Source organism: Corallococcus exiguus (assembly GCF_009909105.1).
In the GTDB taxonomy this organism is placed as follows: domain Bacteria; phylum Myxococcota; class Myxococcia; order Myxococcales; family Myxococcaceae; genus Corallococcus; species Corallococcus exiguus.
Genome location: NZ_JAAAPK010000020.1, coordinates 15,107 through 39,343 on the forward strand (window position 1 = coordinate 15,107; position 24,237 = coordinate 39,343).

A 24,237-nucleotide genomic window follows, 5' to 3' on the forward strand; every position below is an offset into this window, starting at 1 on the left:
GGCGGGCGACTCCATGTGGTCATGCGTGCGCTTGAGGCCGATAGCCTCAAAGTAAGAAAAACAGATGGACGGGGTGGTGAAGTGTGGTTCCTTCGTAATTTCAGATAGTTGCTCCAGGCAAGAGATGCGCGGCCACGCTCCGAAGGCGCTCCAGGCCGAGCAGTCGGAGGGGCGGATCGCGCTGCTGTCGGGTTTCTGTCGCCCTGCTGTCGTGGTGTGCCGAGCCTGCACTGGTGAAACTCAGGGCATCAGGGGCAAAGGAGAAAGCCACTTTGAACGAGGTCAATGCATTGAACGCGGTCATTGCAGAGAACGTCCGACGCTTCCGGGAACAAAAGTCCTGGAGCCAGGAAATCCTCGCTGGGGCAGCGGAGATCAGCGTCCGAACGGTCCAGCGCGTGGAAAAGGGGGAGGGCGCGGGTAAAGAAGCTCTGCTTGCAATCGCTGGTGCGCTGGAGGTTTCCATAGATGACTTGCGCACAGATCCAAGACAGGAACTTGCACAATTGTTTGGTGTCGCGCCGCATGAAGTCACGCCGGAATTCATTGCAAAGAAGACTGAGGAGACAAAAGAAAAGTACAATATTGTCTCGCTCGCCATTGTGAGCACGGCCGATGAACTAGAGGCGATTTTTGATATTGATGCGATGCGGTTTGAGTGCGTCTCAAGCCTGGAGGCAGTCAGGGATGTGGCGGCAGAACTGGAGGAGTTTCTTACGGATTTGCTGGATATTTCCGGGGAGTGCGGGCCGGTCCATCGCCGTAAATACGCGAAGACAGCATTCGAGATTGTTCAGCAGGTTCAGGAGTTAGGTTCTGTCGTGTCAATTGGTGTTGACCGCCATCTACTCTCAGTAGCCAAGAGTGAGCCTGTGCCTTGGCGCTCGCTGTACGTAGTGGTCGCTCCATCGGATCAGGCAAAGACGGCCGTGATTGTTGAGCGCAATGCGAGTGTGAATTTTCGCGTTTGAAGTGATAGCGGCCTTGGCGCGCTGTTGTTGCCATTTCCTACGCCGTGAGTCCCTAGCCGAAAAACCGCCTGGGTCGCGAACATATCCGAATTTGTCTCGTCTCGTTTCTGTCGGAGTGTGTAATGAGTGTTTTTGATGCGTTTGATATGGCCATGCAGGCTGCGCTGGAGTTGAGTCTCGCCAAGGTGTTTGTTGCCCTTGTTGTATTTTCGTTTATCTGCCTGTGGGCCATGGTCTGGAGCGCATGGCAGCGGCATGTCACCGGTGCTGCGATCTTAAGGTCGGGTAGGCGTTCTGGGCGTAGCAGGAAGCTGCCCCGCTAGGGGGCCTCTTGCTTGATCCAAACGACATGATGTGGTCATTGAGTAGTTCATCCACGATGACATGCGGTGCCTTTGACGACGTTCAGGGAGGGGGCGAGCAGTTCGCCTCGCTTTCGACGGGCGCGTTCCGCAGCTCGTCGGGCAGGTAGTAGACGAGCGGCCGGACTCTATTCTCGCTGCGGCGCTGACCACGTGTGAACCGCAGTGCCTTGAGCGCGGTTGCGATCTCCCTTGAGATTCGCTGGTCGATTTGTGCTGGGCGAGCGCGAAGCGTTGAACACGCTACGCGGTGTCCCCGATGAAGAGCGCCGCGCGGTCGGTGATCAGCTTGCTTTGCATGCACGCTAAATGCGTGCGGTTTCCGAGGGTGGTTCAGCAAGACGTGCGTAGTGCAGTCCTAACCCTTCTGGCGAAGCGCAAATGCCGCATCTGCGTCATGAATCATACGCTCGACACAGCCGATAGCGGTGCGTGCACATTGGCGGGCGAGCAAGAGATTGCCTGAAATGGTGGCGCTTGCCATGTAGTCGCTGACGATGATTGGGTCCTCGTCGTTGTTTGAGAAATGAGCTATTGCGTTTCGGAACTTCTTTTCCAGGTAGTTGTCGAACGTCTGTTTGATTCCTTTTCCAATCCACTTTCGCGCGTCGCCTTGTATTCCAGGATCCTCTTCCACGCGAGCGGTGAATCGTGGGGCGTCCAACCCATTTTGCTTGGCCCAGTTAATGATCTTTTGATGCGTCTTTCTGAATATGCCTTCGAGTATCTTTGAGTAGCACAGGAATTGATAGAAGACGCTTGGGTTTGTCATGCCCTCTCGATAAAGGGCGTAGTACGGCCGCAATAGCTCAATGTAGACTTGTTGGTCGCCTCTCAGCGTTACTCCAATAAATGGGGCAACGTATGAGGCAGTTACTATATTGTGCTTTGGGTCCCAGATTGCGACCTCGCGAACATGGATTGGCGTGTTCATTTGGTATGAGAGGTTGTCGATCAGGGGGGCGACTACCTTGCTGTATAGGCCAAAAACATTGTTGTAGTTTGTGGCGCGACACCAAAGCTCAAGCGCTGAGCATTCTCGCGCTGAGTTGAGATGCATGCTGACCTTCCCAGATGGAGTCTCAAGGGCAAGGTCGACTGCTTCAGGAGGTGCGTAAATGAGTGACGCACCTTCTGATGGCTCAAGAAATATCTTGAAATCCCCAGAGGATGAGTTGGGGACCTTGCTTAGGTGTACCAATAGCCGAAAATCGCGCTCTTCTGGATCGAGAAACCGCTGCTTGTCCTGTTCTGAATCGGGCGAGTCGCTGGCCGCTAAATGCAACTGATGAAGAATGCCCGGCGGCCCTAACTTTGCGGAGTCCAGCGAAATAGTGGTCGCCAAATGTTTTTCTTGCGCCGGCGCGGGCTCCGCGTCTGGCTGCAAGCGCTCCCGGTTCTCGTCTTTGGCTGCTTGCCTGCGTCGCTTTGCTCGCTTCAACTTGGAGTTTCTCGACATGCTTTTCCTCCACGCTGGCTAACGTTCTTCAGGGGATTGGGTTCCGAACTCCTGTTTGCTTTGGTACCTGTTCCCCTGTGCCGGGATGCTGCTCTACTGAGGCTATAGAACCTCCCGCGATCACGTCTAGCTGCGGGCGCCGTTCGCCGCGCTTCTTGATGGACGTGTGCTTCAGCTCGTCGGGCAGGTAGTAGTCGAGTGGCCGGCTTCCGTCGTCCATGCGCCGCTGACCGCGCACGAAACGCATCGCCTTGAGTGCGGAAGCAATCTCGCGCGAGATCCTCGGGTCAACCTGCGCCGAGTTGAATGCGAAGGCTTCGACGCCGACCTGAAGAATCGTCACGTCAGCCGGACGCTTGTCGACGGGCATTTCGAGCAGCCATCGCAGGATGACTTCCTTTCGCCCGTCGCCGGAGTTCTCCGCACGAAGCGCGGCTTGCTGCTCAGCGCTCGCCGCCTGTTCCGACGTGAGCCACCACGTTTCGCCCTGGTGGTAGCGCACGACAGCTTCGGCCCAAATCTGTTCCCGGTCGCGGGTCAGGGCGTCGGTGTCAATGCGCGTGCACTTCACCGGCCAGAAACGCCGATGCCCGGTCGGGTCGCGAAGATAGTCGTCGTCGTTGGTCGTACCGACGAACACGTAACGGCGCGGCGTCTTCACATTGGTTCTGCCGTAGGGCGGCCGATAGGTGTCTTCCGTGCGGCTGATGAGCGCCTTGAGGGCTTGGTCTTCACTCTTTCGGAAGGTGCTTAGTTCGGCGAGTTCAATGAACCAAAACTGAGAGGCAAGCATCGCGCTGTCTTTCCCATACGAGCACGGCGAAGAAGTCGGCGACCGGGTCGTAGCTGTTCCACTTCGCGACCGCGAGGATCTGCTGCGCAACGGTCTGGGCCTTCGGTTGCAGCCCGGGCTGTCCGTAGCTGTTGCGCTGGAGCCAGTTGGCCACGAGCACGTCGAGGGTTTCGCGATCTGCGCTCGTTCCGCGTGGACCGCCTTCGACCTCTAGTTCGGTGGTTTGTAACTGTGAGCCCGCCGAGCAACCTTCGGCGCAAGCCACGCTGTTAGGGTTCGCGATGCCTCCCAAGCTCCAAAGAGCCTGCTCGCGGGGGGGTGGTTTCCTCCTGCTGGGCGGTGGCGAGCAGGATGCACGGAATGGTTCCTCGGCTACTGTTTGGGGCTGACCCAGAGGCGGGACGAATGCGGATTGGGCCGCCATGACATCCCAGCGAGCGGGGGGCACCCTGAACGAGGCGATGAGCCACAACGCGCACGCTCAGGCTGTCGAACACGACGGCCAAGAGGGTCGATTGCTTCCTGGGCCCACCACCTTTTCGGGCATGCGCATCCCTGGAGGAGCCATGCGCTACTGGGGCGCTTCCTCATGTGAATAGGTGCACCGCCGCTCACATGGGACGGTGTCCCCTCTAGGAAAGAGCCCCACTGCGCGCTCTCTCTCGATGGTAGCTTTCCCATTCGGGAGGTCACGCGTCCTTGCTCCAACCCTTCAGATTGGCCCTTCCTCTCGCGCTTGCGCTCGCGTGGGGAACTGCGGCGCACGCCGAGCCACCACCTGGCGGCCGCGTCAGACGGGAACGGCCTGTCGCCGTCGCGAGTACCGCAGGTGAACCTCTGCCCGTGGTCCACATCGCCCAGGACACACCGACGCTGTTCCTGTTCCCCTCTCCGATTCAGCGGAAGTCCCTTACCTTCGACGAGTCGTGGATCCGCGTCCTGGATGCGGGGGAGCGGTCGGTCATCGTTCAGGCCGTGTCCGACCTCCGGAAGGACGAGCAGCAGGAGATGGGAGTCTTCTTCGCCCACCGGCACGCGGCACCTGGTGTGCGCGAGCGGCGAGCAGGGCAGGCGCCCCAACCTCCGCGCTGGGCTCTGCCGGTGAGGCGCCCTGGTGGCCCTGCGCGAGGGCTCGCTCGTGCTGAAGGAGACGACTCGCGGGACCAGCTTCCAGAAGAAGTGGCTGGTGCTGTGCCCGCGGTGCGCGTGAGCGCCAGTCAGTCCAGGTCCTCCAACTCCAGCTCCGCCTGCTCCCGGTAGAGAGGCACCACCTCCACGGCGAGCAGGTCCTCCAGCAGCTTCCGGGCCCCGGCTTTATCGCCCGCCTTCGCGAGGTCTCCAGCCAGCATCCTTGTGCGCGCCAATCGCATGGATCCCTCGCGGATCCGCGAGCGAGCCTCGCGCAGAAGCGCGGTCGCAGTAGCCGCGTCCTGGACGGCGGCCTGTGCATCCGGCTCAGGGATGGCCACCTCGCGCGCAGTACGCAGCAGCAACTCGCGCACGTCTGCGGTGAGCGCGAGTGCTTCGCCAGCCTCGACGCGCGCGGCGAGTGCACGCACCTCGTCCCAGTTGATGTCCTGCCCCATGCCGCTACCGCCCCTTCCGTTGCCGGAAGCATCTGTCGTGCGGCCATTCCCCCTGCTGGCCCTCACAGAGGCGGAAGCAGTCGTAGCAAGAGCCTATCCAGTCCTGATTCTGGCACTTCTCGTACTCGTTCATGCAGTAGCGCTTCCACTCCGGCAGGTCCTCGCGGGCCAGCTCCTTGGCGACCCTGGCGCCGAAGAGGATTTCCTCTGCCTCGAAGTCCGTGGCCCCGCAGCGCGCGGGGTTGCCCGGGTGCGTCTTCACGCAGCAGCTCACCGTGGAGTCCTGGGGGCCGCACTGCGCCTGGGCCAGGTACACCGCAGTGGCGCTGGGCTCGGTGTTGCTCGCCCGCGCATGGGCACCGCCACCACAGCCCGCCCCCACCAGCGCGAGCGCCGCCACGAGCATGCCCAGGAATCGGGTGTTCCGACTGTGCATGCATGGCTGTCTAGTCTCGTTTTTCTTGTGCTTCAATCCTTCTCAGGAGGGAGCCGGAGCCGCGCATGAAGGCCGGCCCCGGAGCACGCCGCCTCTACGCGATGAGCGCGGGCAGCCCGTCGAGCGGCGGCACCTTCTCGCGGTAGGCGGCGACCTCAGGGGTGCCAGGGGAGACGGGCGTTACGTTGTTACGCTGCTTGGCGTCGTCCAGCGCTCTGGCGCTGCTGCTGGCGCCCTTTCCAGAGGGCACGTGAAGGGAAGCGCGCGATTCTCCAAGCCCAGGTCGGAGGGGTCGATTCCCTCCGCCTCCACAGTGAAAGAGCCTGGCAATCCAGTACGGGTTGCCAGGCTTTTTCTTTGCCGCCCCCTTTTGTCGTGGGTGGGCACGGCGCGGACATCGCACGCGCGGGCACGAGCTCCGAGGGTGTCGGTTCTACCGACCTCCCTGGCTGATGGCTTCCGTCGCGCTCTGCCGCCCAGAGGATGTGGTCGCGGAAGCGAAGGGCCAGGAGCGCTAGAGGCACCACTCCTGGCTCTTCGAGGCCATCCCCGAGCCGGCAAACTCGGGTGCAACCAGCCCTCCCGCAAACTACCTCCGACCGCAACGCCAGGCGAGGGCCTACCGGGTGATGTCCTGGATGCCTCCAGCCACAACGTGGCGGCTCGGGCGCCGCGCGATCACCGTGCAGGTCCGGCGGAACTCCTGAAACGACAGAGCTCCTTCTTCAAGGCCTGGAGGGGCGGGGAGGGGACCTCAGTGGATGCGCGCCGGCGTCTCCTGTTCCCTCGCCGCCGGGTATGCGCGTGGCACGGCGGCCGGGGCCTTGGGCGCGTGGGCCACGCCCTCCTCTCGGTAGCGCCGCACCAGCGTTTCCAGGTGCCCTCTGTCCAGGGAGGTGTGGAGGGCCTGCGCGGCCTTTTGAAGCAGGGCCCGCTCGGGTTCGGTCACGGCGAGGTCCGCGGCGGCGAGCGCGTTCAAGGACTCCTGGAGGACTTCACGCGCGCTGGCCGGTGCCGAGCGCAGGCGTTGGAGCCACTCGGACTCATCGTCCACGAAGCGCACCAGCGTCTCCCGGCGCCGCGCCGGGGTGAGCCGGGAGAGCTCGTGGGTGAGCACGGCGGACTCCTCCTCGCGGAGGCGGCCGTCGGAGACGAAGAGGAACCACGCACTCTCCAGCAGCAGGCTCTCGTTCCGCGGCGCCACCTCGCGCAGGGCCGCGTCGGCGTCCTCCAGCGCGCGGCGCAGCCGCACGTAGCGCAGCATGGAGTCGCCCAGCCGCCGGGTGCGCCGCCAGTTGTCCACGGAGGACGTCACCACGTTCAGGAAGGGCACGATGTTGCGCGCCACGCTGTCACCCAGCAGCTTCGCCCCCAGGTCCTCGCCCAGGTCGGTCGCCTTCGCTTGCGACAGGTGCTCCACGCGCTCCAGGCCGAGCGGGTCGTCTTCCTCGTCGTGCTGCCCGCCACGGAGGAGGGCGTAGAGTCGCGAGAAATCCGCGGGGTCCTCCGGGTCGAAGCGGATGAGGAAGGCGCTGGCCAGGTCGCACGCCAGCCGCAGGTGGATGAGGGCCCGCACGATCATCTCCGCCGTGACGACAATCCCCGATGCGGGAAGGGCCACCATCAACCCGGCGACGCCCGCGTCCGCCGAGGCCGCGGTGATGCCGGTGGTGACCGAGCCACTCCCCGCGCCGGTGAGGAAGGCCGCCTCGCAGGCCTGCCGGATGAGGGTTTCGGTGGTGTCAGCGCCCGTCCCCTTCGCCGCGGCGACCGCGTGCAGCCGGTGCGTGTCGTAGTGCCGCAGGTAGATGGACAGCAGCTGGGTGAACCAGCGCCCCGTGCGCAGGTCCCTGGGGGACAGCTCCTGCAGCAGCGCCCTCGTCAGCTGCCAGGAACGCAGGAGGACCGCCGCGCCTTCCTCGCGCTCCCGTGGGACGACTTCCAGTGTCTCCGTCATGCTTCCTCCTCGCGGACTCGCAGCCGCAACTGAAGGATGTGGAGACCTGGCTGGCCTGACACCCGGCCCCCTGAAGTCCCCCCAGACCCGCGCGAGCGACCGCCGCGCGGATTGGCAAGCAGCACGTCCGTCATTTGGAGCGCTTCCAGGCCCGGACGGTAGACTCCCGCCCCACTCGAAAGGGGTGCCGTCTTCCATTCCAACCCCTTGGGGAGAACCTTCGTGCCGTTTCTTCGACGTGCCCTGTGGCTCGCGGTGTCTGGAGTTGTCATCAATGGATGTGGTGGAGAGGTCCAGGAGCCCGCGCGGGAGCCGGACCTCTCCGTGAAGTCGGATGCGCTCTATTCCGAGAACGCAGTCCAGCTCTGGTCGCTCACGAACCCGGTCATCCCGGTCTGCTGGCTGACCCCCGGTTACGACGTGGACAAGCAGCTCATGAAGGAGTCCCTCGCGCGCACCTGGGAGTTCGAATCCCAGGTCCAATTCACCTGGACCGAGGGGTGCCCCACCACGGGCACCGCGAAGTACGTCCGCCTCGAGCTGATACCGAGCGCGCCCACGGATAGCGGAGGAGGCATTGTGAACGTGGGGATGGCGGGGGCCTTTCGCCTGCCATCGCAGGGCAGATCGGGCTACATCGACCTGCCCGGGACCAACTTCTCGGGCCGGCTCAGCCGCCTGCAATATCTCGCCTCCCACGAGCTCGGGCACGTGATGGGCTTCAACCACGAGCAGCACCGCGACGACGCCCAGCTCCCGTGCAGCGCGAATGTGAACCTCGGTCAGGCGTACACCCGCTACGACCGCCACTCGCTCATGCAGTCCATGAACGCCTGCAACAACAATATGTCCGAGGACCTGAGCGCGTTCGACAAGGTGGGCGTGGCCAGCGTGTATGGCCCGAGGCGCTGGACCGATCAGTTCGGGACCCAGGGTGAGACCCCCGGGGAGATCCTGCGCCAGTTGGCGGACGTGGATGGGGACGGAGCCGACGAGCTCATCTACTTCCACGGCAACGGCGTGCGCGTGGCCGCGGCGAACGCCTTGCAGCGGACCTTCCAGGTGGCCCAGGTCTGGCTGGCGGACTTCGGAACCAGCGCGGGCTGGAGCGGCACCCTGCACCCCCGCTCCGTCGGCGACGTCAACGGAGACGGCCGGGCCGACATCGTCGGCTTCGGCGAGAACGGCGTCTCGCTCTCCTACTCCACGGGCTCCAGCTTCACGCCGGGCGCCTTCAGCTTCGTCGGCTTCCACCACGCCAGCCCGAACTGGCCGAGCGCCCTGGCCGCGCCGCGCATGCTCGCGGACGTCAATGGCGACGGCACCGACGACATCATCGGCTTCAACGACAGCGGCACCGTGGTCTCGCTGTCGCAGTGCACGGGAGCCCTGTGCACCGCGAGCACGCAGTTCGCGGCCCCCGTGGTGGCCCTGGCCGCCTTCGGCAGCTCCGTCGCGCAGGGCGGCTGGGACGGAGTGCGCCACCCCCGCCGGGTCGCCGACGTGAATGGCGACGGCAAGGCGGACATCGTGGGCTTCTCGGAGTGGGGCGTCATCGTGGCGCTGTCCACCTCCACCGCGACCACCGCCTCCTTCGCGCCGCCGGCCCTCTGGGTCGCCGACTACGGAGCGGACCCCAGCGTGGGAAGCTGGGCCACGGCGGATTACCCGCGGTACCTGGGCGACCTCAACGCGGATGGCCGCGCGGACATCATCGGATTCGGCCATGACTACGTCTGGGTCTCGTTCTCCACCGGCACGACGTTCCTCCCGGCGCAGCGGGTCCTGAAGAACTTCACCGTCACCGGCGGAAGCTGGCAGGCCGCCTTCCCACGCTTCATCGGAGACGTGGACCACGACGGGAAGGTCGACCTGGTGGGAAGCAGCCCGCAGGGCACCCAGGTATTCCTGGGCAAGACGTTCGACGCGAACGCCCTCGCGCCGTAGCCCCCTCGGAGTCACCGGAGCGGCGCCGTCCTCGCGAGGACGCCGCTCCGGGTAGCACTCGCGGAGCATGGGAAGGACAGGAGCCCTCTTGGGCGTAGCGGGCGGGAGCAGCGTGGGACGTGAGGGACGCTGACGGGTGCCCATGAGCCGCACTCCGGGCCGGCGCAGAGGCCATACACCTCCAGCAGACACACGCCAGATTGGCTCCTCTCCGCGTTCACCGTCCACCGCGGCGCGGTCCATCCGGACGCGGTCAGCGCGCAGGGAGCTGCTGGAAAATCCCGGGAAATTCAATGAGCCAGGGAAAAACGCCCACTGCGTATAGGGGGGGCCGGGTCTGGGCTGAGGCCCGGCCGTCAATCCATTGCATACCCCCGGGACCGTCATGTCATTGCGCCGTCTGTCGTTGTTGCTCGTTCCCTCCTGCGCGGCCTGGCTGGGCTGCGCGGAAGCAGGGCCTCCCTCGGATGAGGTGAAGGGGCCGGACGTCGTGTGGAGCGACCCCCGCGAAGGCACCGCGACGGTCAGCGACGGGGACCTGCTGCCGGGCTGTGGCGAACCCGACGCGGGGCCGGTGGAGCCGGACGCGGGCGTACCCGACACCTCCGTGCTGGTGACGGCCGACTCCCGCTTCCATGCGAGCACCGGCGTGACGGTGGTTCCCCAGGACCTGTCCACCCGCGACCTGGAGCTCCTCGTGCCCGACCCGAGCGGGGTGGGCTTCGACCGGCGCTCGGGCACGCCCGTTCCGGGCGGCATGCGCTTCGAGAACATCCCGGACGGGGAGTTCTTCGTCCGCTCCAACCACCTCTACTACCTGACCCGGGAGCGGCGCTTCGACCTGGGCGTCAACCGCGTGGGGCGTCCGGACGCCGTCTATTCGCCGGTCACCTACACGCCCGTGACGGCGGACCTGTCCCAGATGGATCCCTGGCAGGACTACGAGTCCATCAGCTCGCCGGGCACGTTCTTCCAGGTGGTCAGCGGCGACGTGGACCTGGCCGCGTCGCTCGACTTCACGGCGTGGCCCTCGGCCGGCACCACGTCCCATCAAGACCCGGACGCCTTCCTGACAGGCTTCACCGGCTACCCGCTGCCCGTCCTGGACCCGGCGAAGGGCGACCGGGTGTACGTCAACCAGCTCAATGCCGTGCCGTCCGGGACCCTGCCGAGCGGCGCGCCCATGGCCTACACCACGGTGACGAGCAGCCAGCACCTGCCGTCCTTCGCGTTCACGCCGGATGGCACCACGCCCCTGTCGCTGACGAGCAGCCTGCGGCCCACGCCCCGGAGCGAGTTCTCCATGGAGTGGCGCCTGTCCGAGTTCACCCGCTGGCGCGCGGACGTGAACCCGGACTCGACGCTCAGCCTGCCCATCTTCCAGGTGCTGCCCGTGCCGCACGGCCTGGAGGATGGCTGGGTGGGCTACCAGGGAGAGTTGCTCAATCTGACCCTGCCGCGCGGTGAGAACGGCGTCATCACGCGCCGGATGGCCTTCGGCAATCCCTATCCCGCCTCGTGGGGCGTGCTGGGGTACGCGACCTATACGTTCCGCGCGGGGGCCCCGGTCGTCGTGGGGGCCAGGGGGCACTACCCCACTGGCTCCATCACCGTCGTCGACCGGTTGGAGCACTTCATCGCGGGTCCCATCGTGCCGAAGATCTCACCGCCGCGGGAGGTGCGCATCGACGGTCTGGATGCCTACGTGTCGCGGTCGGTGGGCACCACCCAGCCGGTGGTGAGCTGGCAGCAGCCGGTCCTGGGCACGCCCCGGGCCTACAGCGTGACGCTCACCCAGCTCACCGACAGCTTCGTCACGCCGCCCGCGAAGCGCTTCTACGTGCCCGGCGACAGGACGTACCTGCGCCTGCCTCCCAACGCGCTGGAGCCCGCCTCCACGTACTTCCTGCGTGTGACGGCGGATGGCTCGCCGGGCTTCGAGCCCTGGCGTGCGCCCTCCATCAGCATGGAGCGGCTGCCCGGCTCCAGCGCGTCCACGTTCAGCGCCGCGTTCACCACGCCGTAGCCCGCGGAGTCCCGGGCGGGCCCGCCCGCTACCGCGCCGTCTGGCGGTGGCGGGTGAGGCACTGCGGGTGGCGCACGTCCACGGACCCGGTGAGCTTGCTGACTGAAGTTGCCCCGGTTCCGCAGAGCGTTCCGCGCTTTCGCCCTCAAGCGGCAGCGCGGTGCTGCTTCTCGTGAGCGTCCCCCTCGTCCGTGGCTCTCCCGCACTTCGTGTGGACGATGCGCTCAAATGTCGAAGCTGGCGGCCTGATGACGACCCACCAGGTGTCTCCACAATCCGGTGCGGTACGCACCCTCGAACGCGAAATAGAGGTGAGGAGGAAAAACCGTCCCGCACGTTACTTCGAGCGGAAATGCGGAAACGCTTTCCGGAGCCCCACGCCCATCCCGGGCGCGGAGGCCTCAGCCAACGGCATAAGGGGACAGCACAATGAAGCGAGCGTTCATCGTTGTTTCGGCGGTGATGATGTCGGTCGGATTTGCCAGCACGGCCCTGGCGGCCCCCATCACCGTGAATGGTTACGTCTGCGCGGCGACGTACACCCGGCAACCCAACGTCACCTACGGCCAGGGCTACGTGGTCGTGCAGGTGAACACCGGGGCGAACTGCACAGGGAGCTTCGTCGGCAACTACTACTACCTGGGCTCGGGCGCCTCGTCCGCCGGCTACCAGTACAGCGAGGCCGAGCGCCTGGGCCTGTTCGAGCGCGCCACCCAGGCCGCCACCCAGGGCACGTCCGTCAGCCTGTACGTGGAAGGCGCGGGCATCGGCATCCTCAACACCACCTACCGCGGCAACTGACGGCGGACGGGCTATCGCGCTCCACTGACGAGTAGCCGCGCGGGGGACCGGCCTCGTTTCGGACCGGAAGAGTGATGGGAAGTGGTCGCGGGAGGGCACGTCAGCCCCCTATGTCAGGAAAGTTGTCGCCTCGGGGCTACGCGCCGAGCTGACGATGCCCTCCGCGCGCCTCGCTCACTGGCTTCGACGAGAGCATGGGAAGGGCAGGAGCCTTCTTGGGCGTAGCGGGCGGGAGCAGAGCGGGAAGTGAGGGACGCTGACGGGGAGCCCATGCGCCGCACTCCGGAGGCGCAGAAGCCATTCATCTCCAGCGGACACACGCCAGCCCAGCCCAGCCGCCTTCCCATGCGGGACGCGGCAGGGGCCTGGCCCTGGCGGCTTGACCTTCAACACCCCGCGGCCTGGAGTGGCGGCCGATGAGCGCGACCCATGCCGTGACCGAAGAGCTTCGACGCACCCTGAAGGCGCGGAGTGACCCTCGCCTCGCCGAGGCGACGCGCCGCTACTTCCCCACGGACATCCGGGCCCTTGGGGTACGCAACGCGGAGGTGCGGCGCATCGCCGATGCGCTCATCCAGGAGAGGGGCCTGTCGCCCGAGGACCGCCTGGCGGTGACCGAGGCGCTGCTCGCCCAGGCGACCCACCACGAAGAGGTGCTCCTGGGGTTCGCCGTGGTTCGCAAGGTGGTCGGGCGCTCGTTCGACGAGGCACTGCTGGACCGCTTCCGATACTGGTTGGAGCACTCCGTCTGGAATTGGGCCCAGTGCGACGACCTGTGTCTGACCGTGCTCTACCCGTTTTTCCTCACCCGGACGCCCGCGCTCACCCGAATCCAGCACTGGACCAGCTCCCGCTCCCCCTGGTGTCGGAGGGCGGCGAACGTCGCGCTCGTGAAGTTCGTGAGCCGCAGGATTCGATCCTCCAGGTACATGCTGCCCCTCGAAGTGATTTTCGGAAATGCACACCGGTTGCTATTGGATCCAGAGCCGTATGTGCAGAAGAGCGTGGGGTGGCTGCTGAAGGTCGCGGCGGACCACCACCGGGAGGCGGTGGTGGCGTTCATCCAGGAGAACATCTCCGGGATGCAGCGGGACACCCTGCGCTATGCCATTGAACGGCTGGAGCCGGAGCAACGGAAGGCGCTGCTGGCCGTGAACGCCGACGCGCTCATTTCGAGAAAGTAATGGCGAGTCGGACTGCCTGAAAGGCCCGGACAAGGTCCGGCTGCTGATACTTCCGCGCTGCCTGATACTCGTGGTGTCCGGACCTGCTTGTCATTCGCGGCGCCGGCCTCCAAAGCTTCGTGGACGGTTCGTGGCCACGCGGTCGCGGATGGAAAGGTTCCGTTCCCATGAAGGAAGAACTCTTTCGCTTCGTCGTGCTCCGCGCCGCCGAGCCGCACCGTGGAGAGACCACCGAACTCGCCGCGGAGACCGTGCTCCAGGCCTCGCTCGCGAAGGCCGGTGGGAATGCCAAGGCGGTCGAAGCCGCCCTGCGCCACTTCCAGGACTCGCCTGCCGGAGCTCCCCAGGACTCGAAGGAATTCCTCATGATCGCGACCCGGGTGCAGGCTCTGGATGCCGCGCTCCTGCGGCAGCGTCCCATGTCCTCGCCCGCCGTCCGTGAGCTGCTGGATGCCCACTATCCGGATCGCGCGAAGGATTCGGCACGTCCGGGGTGGGCCTCCGTGGAGGCGTGGCTCTGTGATTGGCTCCTCGTCCATGGGCTCTCCCGGACACCCGTCCCAGGGGACGCCGCCAGGCTCGCGCGGTGCCTGCGGCTGATGCGGCTCATCCGGCGCCTGGAAGCGGAGCCCTCGCTCCCCGACGCCGCCGTGACAGCCCTTCTCTTCGCGCCGCTCCGTTTTCCCCAGGGCCTCGCGTCCGGGGCTCCACCGGTCCTGACGGACACGCCACCCGAGCCAGCCTCGGAGCCCATTCCCACGGTGGAGGCTGGGAAGGTCGGACGCATCGCGCTCGCGCTCGCGGAACTGGCCCGCCTGCCGGCCTCGTCATTCGCGGTGGCGGAGGCGCCGCGGCTTCCGCCCCGGAAGGGGGAGGTGATTAGCGTCAGCTCGCCGGATCCCCTGGCGAGTCTCCGGCTCTCTCCCCGTGGCATCGCCTCGTTGAGCGAGGCCACCTCCACCGTGCTCGCGGAGCTTGGACTCAAGCCGAAAGATGAATCCGTCCCCAGGCTCCAGGTGGAGCTGCGTCATGCGCGGACCCAGCAGTTGCTGCGCTTCTCTCCGGAGCTGCTGGGGCGGTGGGTCCTGCGGGGCGGCGTGTTCCTCGCGCCTTCCGCTCCCACCACTCCTGAGCTCCCACGCTCGGTGGGAATGCTTCGCAGGCTCGGGGTGGGTGAGCTGCTCGTCGTCCGGCAGGAGCTGAGGGGCTACGTGGAGGCGGACCTCGCCCATATCGAGAACGTCATGCCCGGGGAGGCCCGGGTTCGTGAACACCGGCGGCGCCGGACGGTCGAGGAGTTCTATTCGGAGGAGAAGGAACGCAGCGAGGCCGAGGAGAAGGAGTTTGGGGCCACCGACCGGTTCGAGCTCTCCTCCGAGGTCGCGGAGACCGTGCGGGAGGAGTTCTCCGTGCGCGGCGGGCTGCGGGTCAAGGCCAGCTACGGGCCTGTCGTCGAGGTCGAGGCGAACGCGGAGGCGGGCTACGAATCCTCCAGTGAGCGCTCCAGGAAGACCGCCTCCCAGGTCGGGCGGGAGGTCGTCCAGAAGAGCGTGTCGCGGTTGGAGGAGAAGGTCCGGACCCTGCGCAGCACGCGGACCACCGAGGAGGTGGAGGAGCGCAACAGCCATACCCTCACCAACCCGGAGGCAACGCCGCGCCGGGGCATGTATCAGTTCGTGACCAAGCGCTACGAAGCCCGGACCTTCAACTACGGCCTCCGGGAGATGTATGAGTTTGACGTGCCAGAGCCCGGGGCCTACCTGCTGCGCGCCTTGAAGGAGGACCTGGCGGCGGTCTCGGGCCTGAAGGAGCCGGACGTCTTCACGCTCCGCCCGGATGACATCGCCGACGTGACGTATCAACGCCACGCGGCCGACCATGGCGCTACCGCGGACGTGGAGCCGCCCCCGCCCGACTGGGTCATCAGGACGTGCTCCTTCACCCACGAGGACCTCAACGAGGAGAACCGCCCCGCGGGGCTCGCCCAGCAGGCGGAGATCCAGGTGGGGGAGGGGTGGGAGGCCGTGGCCTGCAAGGTGGTGGCCCTGCATCACGGCGGGCAGTTCTTCTGCACCGTCGGGCCCCACATCTTCGATTTCACGGAGAGCTCCGGGGTCCAGGAGTGCCTGCTCGGCACCGAGGATGGAGTCGCATATCCAGGCGCGTTGAAGGTCGGCGCCATCGGCATCGCTCCGCGCAACGTCCTGGTGACCGTGCATGTGTTCTGCCGGCCGACCGCGCGCGCACACGAGGCCTGGCGGCTCAGGACCTATTCCGCCATCCGGACCGCCCATGAACGTCAGGTCCAGGCCTACGAGGACGCGCTGGCGGCCCGCTCCGTGGCCCGGGGCGTGAAGCTCCCCGAGCGCGGTGCGGAGGAGGCGCACCGGCTGCTCATGGATGAGCTCAAGAAGGCATGCATCAGCATCGCCACCGCGCAGCACTTCGATGCGTTTGGCGCAGTGGAGACGGACGGAGCGATGCGTCCCCAGGTCGCACTGGCGAGCGCGGCGGAGCAGGGGCCCTATGTCCGCTTCTTCGAGCAGGCCTTCGAATGGGAGAACCTGCAGTACGTCGCCTATCCGTACTTCTGGGGGCGCAAGTCCACGTGGGAGGAACGGGTGCGCATGCCGCTGGGGGCCGACCCCGCCTTCACGGAGTTCCTGCGGGCCGGTGGCGCGCGCGTCGTGGTGCCGGTGCGAGAAGGCTTCGCCGCCGCGCTCGAACACTTCAAGCGCACGGGGCGGGTGTTTGGCGGGGATGGGGTGGTGGTGATGGGGGACGATGACTTCCTGGCCATCTCCGAGGAGCTGCGCGCGGCCACCGACCGGGACTACGGCCGTCCGGTGCCGGTCGGCGAGCCCTGGGAGGTTCGGGTTCCCACCTCGCTGGTCAGCCTTCGCGAGGACGCAAGCCTCCCTCACTGGGATGGGGCGCTTCCCCCTCCAGGAGGCGTCTGAGTTCGAACTCTGCTTCCGCGGCCTGCTCCACCGGTCCAACGATGGGGGGAAGGTAGTTCCAGCGGGCCCGGTCGAACCGGCTCGCGTCCAGCGGCGTCAGGTGCAGGGCGTCGCGCACCGCTCCTTCGAGGCGATCCGAGTCCGGGGAGCGGATGCGGGGGCCCGGCAGCGACGGCAGGAGGATCTCCGCGGCTTCGTCGTCATGCCGGATGGCGTAGACGATGGATTCGACCATGTCCTCGCGGATGGCCTGTTCCAGGACGGGCGACAGGTTGAACTCGTGGCAGAGCACCCAGCGGGTGGCGTCGAGCATCTCTTGATACGAATACGCCCCCTCCAGGCGCCACGGCAGCAGCTCGCGCATTCGCGCCGTCTTCGAACCGACGCCCTGATGGATGTAGTACCAGGGGGCGACGGACGGGAGGCTCGCGAGGTCCGGGAGGCCAGGATGTGAGGCTCCACGCGTGAGTTCGCGGAGCTTCCGGGTCATGCGGTAGTGGACCACCTCGTTCGCCGGCACGAGGATCGCGAGGGCGTCCTGCATCAACCGGGTTTCGGCGAGGTGCTCCGCCCCCCAGTCGCGCTCCAGCGCGCGCTGCGCGTCGCCGGACGGCAGCGCGTACTCCGGGCTGCGCACGGTATGGCCCGCCGGACCATCGCGAATCATGCGGTGCAGCCGCTGCTCGATGAGGTGGTCGCTTTCGAGGATGCGCCCCAGGGGGCCTCCCCGTTTCGCCGCGACGAGCGCTTCGTGCGTTCCGAGCAGCGCGCCGTCCATCAGGAGCTCGAGGTAGGCCTCCGCCTGCCGTGCGTCCACCTGCCACCGCAGGTCCGCGGCAAGAATCTCCTCGACAGTCAGCTCACCGAAGCGCCGTTCCACCAGGCGGCGGAGGGCTGGCGTCTGGGCGATGACTTCATACACGTCCGCTCCTCGCTCGATCTGCCGCAAGGTCCGGGAGTGCCCGGCGAACAACGAGGACCGGGCCGAGGGCTCCTGGATGAGGGCACGCACAAGCCTGCGGCCCAGGCTCTCGGCGCTCATGGGGTCCTCCTCTCCAGCAGCAGCACGTCCCGGAGCTGTCCGTGGTCGATGACGTGGTGCGCCTGCCGGCTCTCCAACAGCGCCCGCCGTGCCTGCTCACCGCTTCCCGCGCGCAGGGCGCTCGCGAGACGGGGACGGGTGGCCTCCAGCCGTTCCAGGAGGCTCGCGGGGGTGAGGTGGGCCTCGCGGAGCGTTGCGCGAGCCGCCTCCGCATGCGCCTGGAGGTGCCTCGCGGCGGAGGGAACGGAGGGCAGCAGGGCGAGCGCGAAGAGGACCATTTGATCCGGGGACACCTCCCGGCCCTGGAGGTCCTCGCCGGTGAGCAGGACCTTCACGAACGCCCCCAGGTCCATCAAGTCCCCGGCGATGGGAACGAATCCCAGCAGCAACTCGGCGGTGTCCAGCAACTGCTCCACGCGCTCATCCCGGAGGTGCGAGACCTCGAGCCCGAAAGGAAGCGCCCCGCTGGAGACCGACTCCACGGAGAGCCGGTGCCGCGCACCGGGACGGGGCACCTCGGAGGTGCGTCCCGCGCTGCCCATCCGGAAGTCGACGAAGCGCTCCAGCCAGGACAGGAGGACCGCCTGCTGGACGCTGTCGCCCAGGTTGCCCGCGAGCCCGCCCAGGAGGGCGTTGATTTCCAGCCGGACCCGGACATTCCGTGGCGACACGACGAGCTCCACGCGCATGCGGCGGCGGGCGTCCGGCTCTTCCGACACCTGGTAGCACCAGCCCGCCGGGTACTCCGGGTTCCATGCCGTGACCGTGAGCGTCGCGAGGTGCGTGACCGTGAGCGGGAGCAGGGGCCGCCCGTCGGACATCGACGTGGTCGCGGTGGAGAACACGAGCTGGACGCCGGTGGGCAGCCACCGTTCGGTCGCTGTCACCTCGACGGGCAGCACGTCCGCTGCCTGGGATGGCACTCCCTGACGCCATTGTCGCGGCAGGGCCTGGAGCCCGAAGGCATCGGTGGCCGACTGGGGAACCTGGGCCTCGAGCTGAAAGCGGTGGAGGTGGAGCCGGAGGATCGCCTGGGGGGTGATGCGCGGAATGGAGAAGGGGACCTCCCAGTCATGGCCCAGGAGGATGACGTTGTCGTAGGCCGTGAGTCGCCGTGCATTGGGGGGAAGGACCACCTCGACTTCCCGATCCAGATACAGCACCAGGTCCTCGTCTGGCGTTGGACCGGGCTCGCTGTTGCCGTGGAGCTCGTAGAAGTAGGGCAGTCGCCCGTGCATGGGCTCGCGCAGGTGGCGCCCCAGCCGGAGCCCGATGTCCAGGTGGGGCCTGTCGCGGAGCGGAGGTGCTTCGAGGGGCGGGAAGTAGGTGAGTGTCACCTCGGGCGAGGAGCCAGTCACCGACAGGTCCCGGAGCGACTGGATGAAGCCCGTGCGCTCGGGGCCGGCGCCGCGTGTCCGGGGCATGCGCTCCAGCCCCGTCATGGGATGGATGCGCCTGTCGGTCGGTGGAGGCATGGGGGCTGTCTACCGGAAGTCCCCACGCCATGGGCAAACCGGTCACGGCGGATTCAGCGGGATGTATGCACTTGCGAACGCACGCATGGGCACATCACCTCCGCGCTGATGACTGCTTGACCGACCCAAGGGGCTGTCTGCGGTTGCAGGAGCCAGTTGTCGGTTGTGTCCGCGTCACCGCGAGGGGTAGCTCTCCTGGTTCTGCCGCCGCTGCCGCTCCTGCTGGCGCTGCTGCTGCTCATACTTCGCATTGCCCTCCGCTTCAGCGGCCCGGCTCTTCTCCAGGGCCTCGGAGGCATCACGCGCGACGATGGGCGCGAGCTCTTCCAGCCCCGCGACCAGGACCGGGAAGGGCACCGCTTCCGTATCCACCAGGATGGACCATTCGTCCTTCACCGATGAGCGTTCCGCCTTGAACGAGAGTGCGTCATGCGACCACTGCTCGGGGAGCACCACCTTCGCGCTCCTGGGAACGAGGCCCTTCGCATCGCAAGACGTGATGAAGACGTTTCGCCGGTGCATCTGCCGGTGATGGGACCGGGTCCACTGGTTGTACTCGATGAGGCACGCATCGACCGTGCGCAGTTGGGCCTGCACCGAAGCGAGCGCCTTCCGGTTTCCGACGTCGGTCTTGCCCGCGCCGCTGCCGAGCAGCTTCACCGCCGCGAAGACGCCGCCACCCATCGCCAGAACCACGCAGCCAAGCATGAGGAGGATCCTGGCCCCACCCGACTTCGAAGCAGCTTTCTGACTCATGGCGCGACATCCTAGCAGTGCGCGCATTCGCGGGGAGCAAGCCGTGGTAGGTGGCTTCGCTTCAGACCTTCCCTTCCGATACGGAGCGAGTCATGCGAAGCCTCATCCCCTGGGTCCTGGTGTTGTTCTCCACGACAGCCCTTGCCGCGGAGACGCGGCTGGTCGTGAGGGCTCGCGCCCGGGACGGCAAGTTCATCGGGACGTCCATGGGGGGCGTCCGCGTGGTGCTCCGGGATGGGCAGACCGGCCAGATGCTGGCCAGCGGCGTCACCGCCGGCTCGACAGGCAACACGCAGACGCTGATGAAGCAGCCCCAGGTGCGGGGCGCACCGCTCGCGGATGAGGCCTCCGCGAAGTTCACGGCCACCCTGGATATCGCCGAGCCGCGGCTGGTGACGGTGGAGGTGTCCGGGCCTCTTGCGCAGCGGCAGGCGCTCGCGACCAGCACGACCCAACTGTGGCTCCTGCCCGGCAAGCACATCGAGGGCGATGGTCTCATCCTGGAGCTGCCTGGCTTCGTGGTGGATGTGCTGACGCCGTCCGCTCACGAGTTCGTCAAGCTCGCGAAAGACAAGAAGCTCACCCTGCCTCTTCGCGCCAACCTCACCCTCATGTGTGGCTGCCCGACGGAGCCCCAGGGGCTCTGGGACTCCAATCGGTATGAGTTGCAGGCCACGGTGAAGCACAATGGAAAGCCGCTCACCCAGGTCCCCCTGAAGTACGCCGGGAAGACCAGCACCTTCGAGGCAGAACTCTCCGTGCAGCAGCAGGGCGCATACGAAGTCACGGTGACTGCGTACGACCCCGTCACGGGCAACACCGGAGTGGACTCCACCACGTTCATCGTCGAGGGGTGATGAGGCAGGGGGCGTCGACTCCGCTGCCGGAGGACTCAAATCCCTGACAGCTTGCGGTCCTTCACCTTCAGCCACGCCTGCTTCCGGGACAAGTAGGTGGAGCAGATGCGCCGCCACGTCCACACGTCGCTTTGCTTCCACCAGTCCCCGAGCGGCTTGTCGCCAAGCAGGTCGACGCCCAGGTCCCGCAGGTTGCCGAGGTTGCGGAAGCCGACCCCGTTGAGCCCTTCATAGGCATTGGATTCCAGCACCAACACCTTGTCCGTCTCCACGTGGTGGTCCACGACGAGGAAGGTGTGGCCGGAGTCCCACTGCTTGCGCCAGCCCTGGATGAGCGTCCACGGGTGGGGAGGCGAGGCCTCGGACGGAGCGAGCAGGGCCATGCCGCTCTCGATGGCGGCGGTCACCGGGGAGAAGAGGTCCTCCGTGGAGGCGATCATCATCTGCCGGTGCCTGCGCGCGTCCCAGTTGAACGCCGCGCCGTGCACGTCCGAGAAGGCCTTCACGGTCAATGCCTCCACGAAGGTGCAGCAATTGTTCTTCTGCGGAGGCGCCAGCGCGACGCGGATGCCGGGGAGCGGCCACGGGTAAAACGCGTGGTCCAGGTCGTAACGATAGGCGGTGAAGTCATTCAGGAGCTCGACGAGCTTCTCCTCGGGCACCGCGAGGGGATCATTGTCGAAGTTCTGCCGGATGACCGGCGGGGGCTTGGTCTCGGGGAGGATCACCGCGTAGGACTGCGACTTCCAGCGCGTACAAATCCATGTGTCGAGCGCGCCCAGCGTTGGCACCTCCAGTCGCGCGTAATCCATGTCTGGCGTCGGGTATCCCTTCCTGTGCTCGAGCACGAAGTAGGTGCCGGGCTCGACGTAGCCCTCGAACTGCGAGTCCGTGTCTGGCAGCACGAAGCCACGCAGACGGATGGAGAGCTTCGCGACAAGTCCGGTCTCCGCCATGGTGCGTTCCCCCCGCATGAGTTGAAGCCTGTGCAGCGTACCGCATGCCAAAAGCCCTCTGGGTAGTATCCGTTCTCCATTCAATCGGCAGTGAGAGGGCGAAACATTTCTGAACTTGATGAGTACATCCGGCTTTGCGGATGGGTCGATGGAGCCAGCAACAATCAGGTCGTAGCCTTCATGTTTCCATACCTCGAAGTCCATCCAGATCCACGCGAGAACGGGAACGAGGTTGGGTCGTCTAGTCTTCCTGGAACACCCTCTCCAAGCGAACCAGGGCTCCTGTTCCATCAAGCGTTGCGACGAGCTCGAGCGGCTCGCTGCCTTGCTTGAGTTCTTCACCGAATCGCTCCTTCAAGGTCCTGACGGCCTCGTTCACCAAGCTGGTGCTCTCGGAAAGATTGCGCTCCACCTGATTCAGCAAGCCGCGCAGCGCTTGCTGGTGCTCTGCATCGGTGGAGTCCCAGGACCATGCCCCTTGCAACTCAGGCACACGGCGGCTGAGCAATTGGAGGAAGTCCTGCTGCCGTTCGGCTTGCCGCTGGAGGTCCGCGCCGAGTCCGTCAAGTCGAAGCCGTGCGACTTCTTGCGTGAGCGGGAGCGCGGAACGCACTTGGATCGCGGCGCCTCGCACAAACGCAGCGAGATGGAACTCCTTGGCGCGGCGCTCGAAAACCAGCGCCTGTCCCTGAGCCGCAGCCGAATGCTCCTTGAGGCCCCTCCCGGTAAGGTTCATCCTCTGGGCCTCGACAAAGTACTGGTCGAGGGGGGGCTCCAAGGACGCCATGGTCTGCTGGGCCTCGCGCTCGATGGACTCAATCTGACCGGCGAAGGCGAAGATGTCAGCCTCGGTGAGGTCGCTGCGATGAACGGCCTCCGCCAGTTGTTTGAGGTAGGTCAGGCTGCCCTGAAGACCGCCGAGCCGTTCCTGCTCAAGCCATTCTTTCAGGTCCGAGATGCCGCGCTCAATGGAAGCAAGCCGTTTGTCGATGTCCGCGAGGAATTTCTGCGCGGTGATGATGGCGAGTCCCTGCCATACCGCCAGGGTCACCGCGCCGGCTTTCGACACAGCATCAAGACTCGCCTGCGAGACGACTCGCCCCTTTTCATTGATGACATTGGCTCGGATGCCCCCCAGCTTCGAGGGCATCATTTTCAAGGAGCCATCGACCAGCCCCTTGGAGGCCTCAGCTGTAAAGCGGAGCGTGTAGTTATTCGTGAGCATCTGCCCTGCCGATGAGGCCAGTGCAGGTGCCCCGTGAAGGAGCCCCTCCACACCATCACGCAGCGCCCGATTGATGACCATTTCTTCACGCCGTGTACCTGCCAGGTTGGTGAGACGGGTCACCGTGCCGAGCTTCATCGGCCCTATCGACCACTCGATGGCTGTACCCGACTCGCTGTCCCCAGATGCCGCTTCCGGCGCGGCCACGATTTCGGACGGGACATCCAAACGCGCCGCCTGGATCTCCGCGACCGCATCCCTGCTCCCTCTGCTTGGGCGTTCAGCAAGCCTTACGCCTTCTTCTCGACGGAGTCTCCTCGTCATGGCCCACGCGACGGAGCCTGTGACGCCCACTCCCACAAGCAGCCCGAAAAACAAATACATCCAGGTGTGCACCAGCCCCCCTTGGCAGCGTTCCTGCATTCTTACCAGGAAGGCCCGAACGCACGCGCCCCATCAAGATGCAATTCCATCGTATATGCGGGATAGAGGCCATGTGGAGGACGAGGGCCGCTGACGGGGCCCGCCCGAGCCGTGGGCCCTCTCGCCACCAGCCTGCCCGGCTCAGGGGGCCTCACCGGGTCCTCACACAGCCGCCTCCTGGCGAAGCCTCCGCGCGAAGAAGGACAAGATTTCGTCTCGCGCCGCGAGGGTCGGCTCTCCGGCCGCGTCGATGAGGTGCGCGGTCACGACGCTGTGCGCACCGCAGACGATCCGCTCGAAGAAGGGTGGGGGCCTGGGGTTCGCGGCCGACGACGGCAGGACCCTGGGGTGGAAGCGGGGCCCCAGCGCTTCGGCGTAGGCGGCGAAGCGTTGCGCCGTGCAGAAGCGATCGCCGTCGAAGCGGTACGCGAGCACCGTCAGGTCTTCACGTTCGAGTCGCTCCTTCACGGCCGCGGCTTCCTCGGGGGCGATTTGAATCGCTTCCGGATGTTCGAGCGGCAGTGAGGGCTGGCACAGGACGGGCGCCAGCACCGCGGGCTCGAGCATCATGCTGAGCGCGAAGTTGCCGGTGAAGCACATGCCGATGGCGCCGACGCCGGGGCCTCCACATTCCTGGTGCGCGAGGCTCGCGAGCGCACGCAGCCACTGCGTCACAGGGCTTGATGCATTCGCCGCGAACGCACGGAACTCCGCGCTCACGCAGGCCTTCTTCATCACGGCGAGCCCCGCCTCCGCCTGCGGATAGGCTCCATCCCTCCCGAACAACGACGGCAGGTAGACCGTGAAGCCAGCATCCCGGACCCAGCGTGCGAAGCGCGCGACGTGAGGGCTGATGCCAGGCATCTCGGCCATGACGATGACCGCGGGACCTCGACCTGCGACGTAGACGGCGCGCGGAGTCGACTGAAGCGTGATGGCGCGCCGCTCGAAGTCATCCAGGGGATCGTCGGCGGTGGGCTCGGGGGCGGAAGGAGTCATGCCCGGACGATGCGGGAAACCC

20 protein-coding genes and 1 pseudogene are annotated in these 24,237 nt (G+C 66.2%); 8 read left to right on the forward strand and 13 right to left on the reverse strand.

The genetic code is table 11. The features are described 5' to 3' along the window. Positions 1–272: 272 nt before the first annotated feature. Entirely contained in the window at positions 273–971 is a 699-nt protein-coding gene (locus GTZ93_RS41355) for a helix-turn-helix domain-containing protein (protein WP_161663358.1), read from the forward strand. A 720-nt stretch (positions 972–1,691) separates the two neighbouring features. Here the strand turns inward: GTZ93_RS41355 and mauJ are convergent. The 3 genes from mauJ to GTZ93_RS43155 are packed head-to-tail and all read right to left on the reverse strand — an operon-like array spanning position 1,692 to position 3,877. Continuing rightward, on the reverse strand, positions 1,692–2,792 hold the full coding sequence (gene mauJ, locus GTZ93_RS41360) for a methylamine utilization protein MauJ (protein ID WP_139919213.1): 1,101 nt from the start codon (positions 2,790–2,792) through the stop codon (positions 1,692–1,694). A gap of 28 nt (positions 2,793–2,820) precedes the next feature. Then, positions 2,821–3,585, reverse strand: coding sequence for a virulence-associated E family protein (locus tag GTZ93_RS41365; protein ID WP_257979244.1), 765 nt, complete (start codon positions 3,583–3,585; stop codon positions 2,821–2,823). Beyond that, entirely contained in the window at positions 3,557–3,877 is a 321-nt protein-coding gene (locus GTZ93_RS43155) for a hypothetical protein (RefSeq protein ID WP_257979243.1), read from the reverse strand. The genes GTZ93_RS41365 and GTZ93_RS43155 overlap by 29 nt, the downstream gene beginning before the upstream one ends. A 407-nt stretch (positions 3,878–4,284) precedes the next feature. Here GTZ93_RS43155 and GTZ93_RS43160 point away from each other — a divergent pair. Further along, positions 4,285–4,623, forward strand: a pseudogene (locus GTZ93_RS43160) (DUF2381 family protein); the annotation flags it as partial. Positions 4,624–4,802: 179 nt separating this feature from the next. Here the strand turns inward: GTZ93_RS43160 and GTZ93_RS41375 are convergent. The 4 genes from GTZ93_RS41375 to GTZ93_RS41390 all read right to left on the reverse strand — a co-directional run bounded on the left by GTZ93_RS41375 (position 4,803) and on the right by GTZ93_RS41390 (position 7,564). Further along, a complete protein-coding gene (locus GTZ93_RS41375) occupies positions 4,803–5,171 on the reverse strand; it encodes a DUSAM domain-containing protein (protein WP_139919211.1) in 369 nt (122 codons plus the stop codon). 4 nt (positions 5,172–5,175) lie between these two features. Continuing rightward, positions 5,176–5,607, reverse strand: coding sequence for a hypothetical protein (locus tag GTZ93_RS41380; RefSeq protein WP_257979242.1), 432 nt, complete (start codon positions 5,605–5,607; stop codon positions 5,176–5,178). Between the two features lie 94 nt (positions 5,608–5,701). After that, the gene (locus tag GTZ93_RS41385; RefSeq protein WP_161663359.1) at positions 5,702–5,857 is read right to left on the reverse strand and encodes a hypothetical protein; all 156 of its coding nucleotides are present in this window, start codon (positions 5,855–5,857) and stop codon (positions 5,702–5,704) included. Between the two features lie 504 nt (positions 5,858–6,361). Further along, a complete protein-coding gene (locus tag GTZ93_RS41390) occupies positions 6,362–7,564 on the reverse strand; it encodes a hypothetical protein (RefSeq protein ID WP_139919210.1) in 1,203 nt (400 codons plus the stop codon). 222 nt (positions 7,565–7,786) lie between these two features. Here GTZ93_RS41390 and GTZ93_RS43365 point away from each other — a divergent pair, with 222 nt between their 5' ends. The 5 genes from GTZ93_RS43365 (at position 7,787) to GTZ93_RS41415 (ending at position 16,482) form a co-directional block, all read left to right on the forward strand. Beyond that, positions 7,787–9,511, forward strand: a complete 1,725-nt coding sequence (locus GTZ93_RS43365) for an FG-GAP-like repeat-containing protein (RefSeq protein ID WP_139919209.1) — start codon at positions 7,787–7,789, stop codon at positions 9,509–9,511. 385 nt (positions 9,512–9,896) lie between these two features. Next, the gene (locus GTZ93_RS41400) at positions 9,897–11,537 is read left to right on the forward strand and encodes a hypothetical protein (RefSeq protein WP_139919208.1); all 1,641 of its coding nucleotides are present in this window, start codon (positions 9,897–9,899) and stop codon (positions 11,535–11,537) included. 429 nt (positions 11,538–11,966) lie between these two features. Beyond that, a complete protein-coding gene (locus GTZ93_RS41405) occupies positions 11,967–12,338 on the forward strand; it encodes a hypothetical protein (RefSeq protein WP_120593320.1) in 372 nt (123 codons plus the stop codon). Between the two features lie 416 nt (positions 12,339–12,754). Continuing rightward, positions 12,755–13,522 (forward strand): DNA alkylation repair protein, encoded by a 768-nt coding sequence (locus GTZ93_RS41410; RefSeq protein ID WP_139919207.1) that lies wholly within the window; start codon positions 12,755–12,757, stop codon positions 13,520–13,522. A gap of 167 nt (positions 13,523–13,689) precedes the next feature. Further along, positions 13,690–16,482 carry a hypothetical protein gene (locus tag GTZ93_RS41415; RefSeq protein ID WP_161663360.1) on the forward strand — a complete coding sequence of 931 codons (2,793 nt, stop codon included), beginning with the start codon at positions 13,690–13,692 and terminating at the stop codon, positions 16,480–16,482. Here the strand turns inward: GTZ93_RS41415 and GTZ93_RS41420 are convergent. The 3 genes from GTZ93_RS41420 to GTZ93_RS41430 all read right to left on the reverse strand — a co-directional run bounded on the left by GTZ93_RS41420 (position 16,415) and on the right by GTZ93_RS41430 (position 19,707). Beyond that, positions 16,415–17,524 (reverse strand): hypothetical protein, encoded by a 1,110-nt coding sequence (locus GTZ93_RS41420; protein ID WP_139921502.1) that lies wholly within the window; start codon positions 17,522–17,524, stop codon positions 16,415–16,417. The genes GTZ93_RS41415 and GTZ93_RS41420 overlap by 68 nt on opposite strands. Next, positions 17,521–18,999 (reverse strand): hypothetical protein, encoded by a 1,479-nt coding sequence (locus GTZ93_RS41425; protein WP_139921504.1) that lies wholly within the window; start codon positions 18,997–18,999, stop codon positions 17,521–17,523. Before GTZ93_RS41425 ends, GTZ93_RS41420 begins: the two co-directional genes overlap by 4 nt. Positions 19,000–19,173: 174 nt before the next feature. Beyond that, on the reverse strand, positions 19,174–19,707 hold the full coding sequence (locus tag GTZ93_RS41430) for a hypothetical protein (RefSeq protein ID WP_139921506.1): 534 nt from the start codon (positions 19,705–19,707) through the stop codon (positions 19,174–19,176). Between the two features lie 140 nt (positions 19,708–19,847). On the opposite strand from GTZ93_RS41430, the gene GTZ93_RS41435 reads away from it, so the two are divergent. Next, positions 19,848–20,612: a hypothetical protein gene (locus GTZ93_RS41435; protein ID WP_139921508.1), complete on the forward strand. Its 765-nt coding sequence runs from the start codon at positions 19,848–19,850 to the stop codon at positions 20,610–20,612. Between the two features lie 35 nt (positions 20,613–20,647). On the opposite strand, the gene GTZ93_RS41440 is transcribed toward GTZ93_RS41435, so the two are convergent. From GTZ93_RS41440 to GTZ93_RS41450, 3 genes are all read right to left on the reverse strand, one after another. Then, on the reverse strand, positions 20,648–21,568 hold the full coding sequence (locus GTZ93_RS41440; RefSeq protein ID WP_139921510.1) for a hypothetical protein: 921 nt from the start codon (positions 21,566–21,568) through the stop codon (positions 20,648–20,650). A gap of 241 nt (positions 21,569–21,809) precedes the next feature. Then, on the reverse strand, positions 21,810–22,931 hold the full coding sequence (locus GTZ93_RS41445; RefSeq protein ID WP_161663361.1) for a hypothetical protein: 1,122 nt from the start codon (positions 22,929–22,931) through the stop codon (positions 21,810–21,812). 447 nt (positions 22,932–23,378) lie between these two features. Then, complete coding sequence (locus GTZ93_RS41450; protein WP_139921514.1) at positions 23,379–24,215, reverse strand: dienelactone hydrolase family protein; 837 nt, start codon at positions 24,213–24,215, stop codon at positions 23,379–23,381. Positions 24,216–24,237: the final 22 nt, after the last annotated feature.

Bases quoted from the DNA above. Each gene is read 5' to 3' on its own strand.
- GTZ93_RS41415 (WP_161663360.1), top strand. From the start codon at position 13,690: ATGAAGGAAGAACTCTTTCGCTTCGTCGTGCTCCGCGCCGCCGAGCCG.
- GTZ93_RS41420 (WP_139921502.1), bottom strand. From the start codon at position 17,524: ATGAGCGCCGAGAGCCTGGGCCGCAGGCTTGTGCGTGCCCTCATCCAG.
- GTZ93_RS41400 (WP_139919208.1), top strand. From the start codon at position 9,897: ATGTCATTGCGCCGTCTGTCGTTGTTGCTCGTTCCCTCCTGCGCGGCC.
- GTZ93_RS41425 (WP_139921504.1), bottom strand. From the start codon at position 18,999: ATGCCTCCACCGACCGACAGGCGCATCCATCCCATGACGGGGCTGGAG.
- GTZ93_RS41390 (WP_139919210.1), bottom strand. From the start codon at position 7,564: ATGACGGAGACACTGGAAGTCGTCCCACGGGAGCGCGAGGAAGGCGCG.
- GTZ93_RS41380 (WP_257979242.1), bottom strand. From the start codon at position 5,607: ATGCACAGTCGGAACACCCGATTCCTGGGCATGCTCGTGGCGGCGCTC.
- GTZ93_RS41405 (WP_120593320.1), top strand. From the start codon at position 11,967: ATGAAGCGAGCGTTCATCGTTGTTTCGGCGGTGATGATGTCGGTCGGA.
- GTZ93_RS41450 (WP_139921514.1), bottom strand. From the start codon at position 24,215: ATGACTCCTTCCGCCCCCGAGCCCACCGCCGACGATCCCCTGGATGAC.
- GTZ93_RS41375 (WP_139919211.1), bottom strand. From the start codon at position 5,171: ATGGGGCAGGACATCAACTGGGACGAGGTGCGTGCACTCGCCGCGCGC.
- GTZ93_RS41445 (WP_161663361.1), bottom strand. From the start codon at position 22,931: ATGAAGCTCGGCACGGTGACCCGTCTCACCAACCTGGCAGGTACACGG.
- GTZ93_RS41365 (WP_257979244.1), bottom strand. From the start codon at position 3,585: ATGCTTGCCTCTCAGTTTTGGTTCATTGAACTCGCCGAACTAAGCACC.
- GTZ93_RS41435 (WP_139921508.1), top strand. From the start codon at position 19,848: ATGCGAAGCCTCATCCCCTGGGTCCTGGTGTTGTTCTCCACGACAGCC.
- GTZ93_RS41430 (WP_139921506.1), bottom strand. From the start codon at position 19,707: ATGCTTGGCTGCGTGGTTCTGGCGATGGGTGGCGGCGTCTTCGCGGCG.
- GTZ93_RS41440 (WP_139921510.1), bottom strand. From the start codon at position 21,568: ATGGCGGAGACCGGACTTGTCGCGAAGCTCTCCATCCGTCTGCGTGGC.
- GTZ93_RS41410 (WP_139919207.1), top strand. From the start codon at position 12,755: ATGAGCGCGACCCATGCCGTGACCGAAGAGCTTCGACGCACCCTGAAG.
- mauJ (WP_139919213.1), bottom strand. From the start codon at position 2,792: ATGTCGAGAAACTCCAAGTTGAAGCGAGCAAAGCGACGCAGGCAAGCA.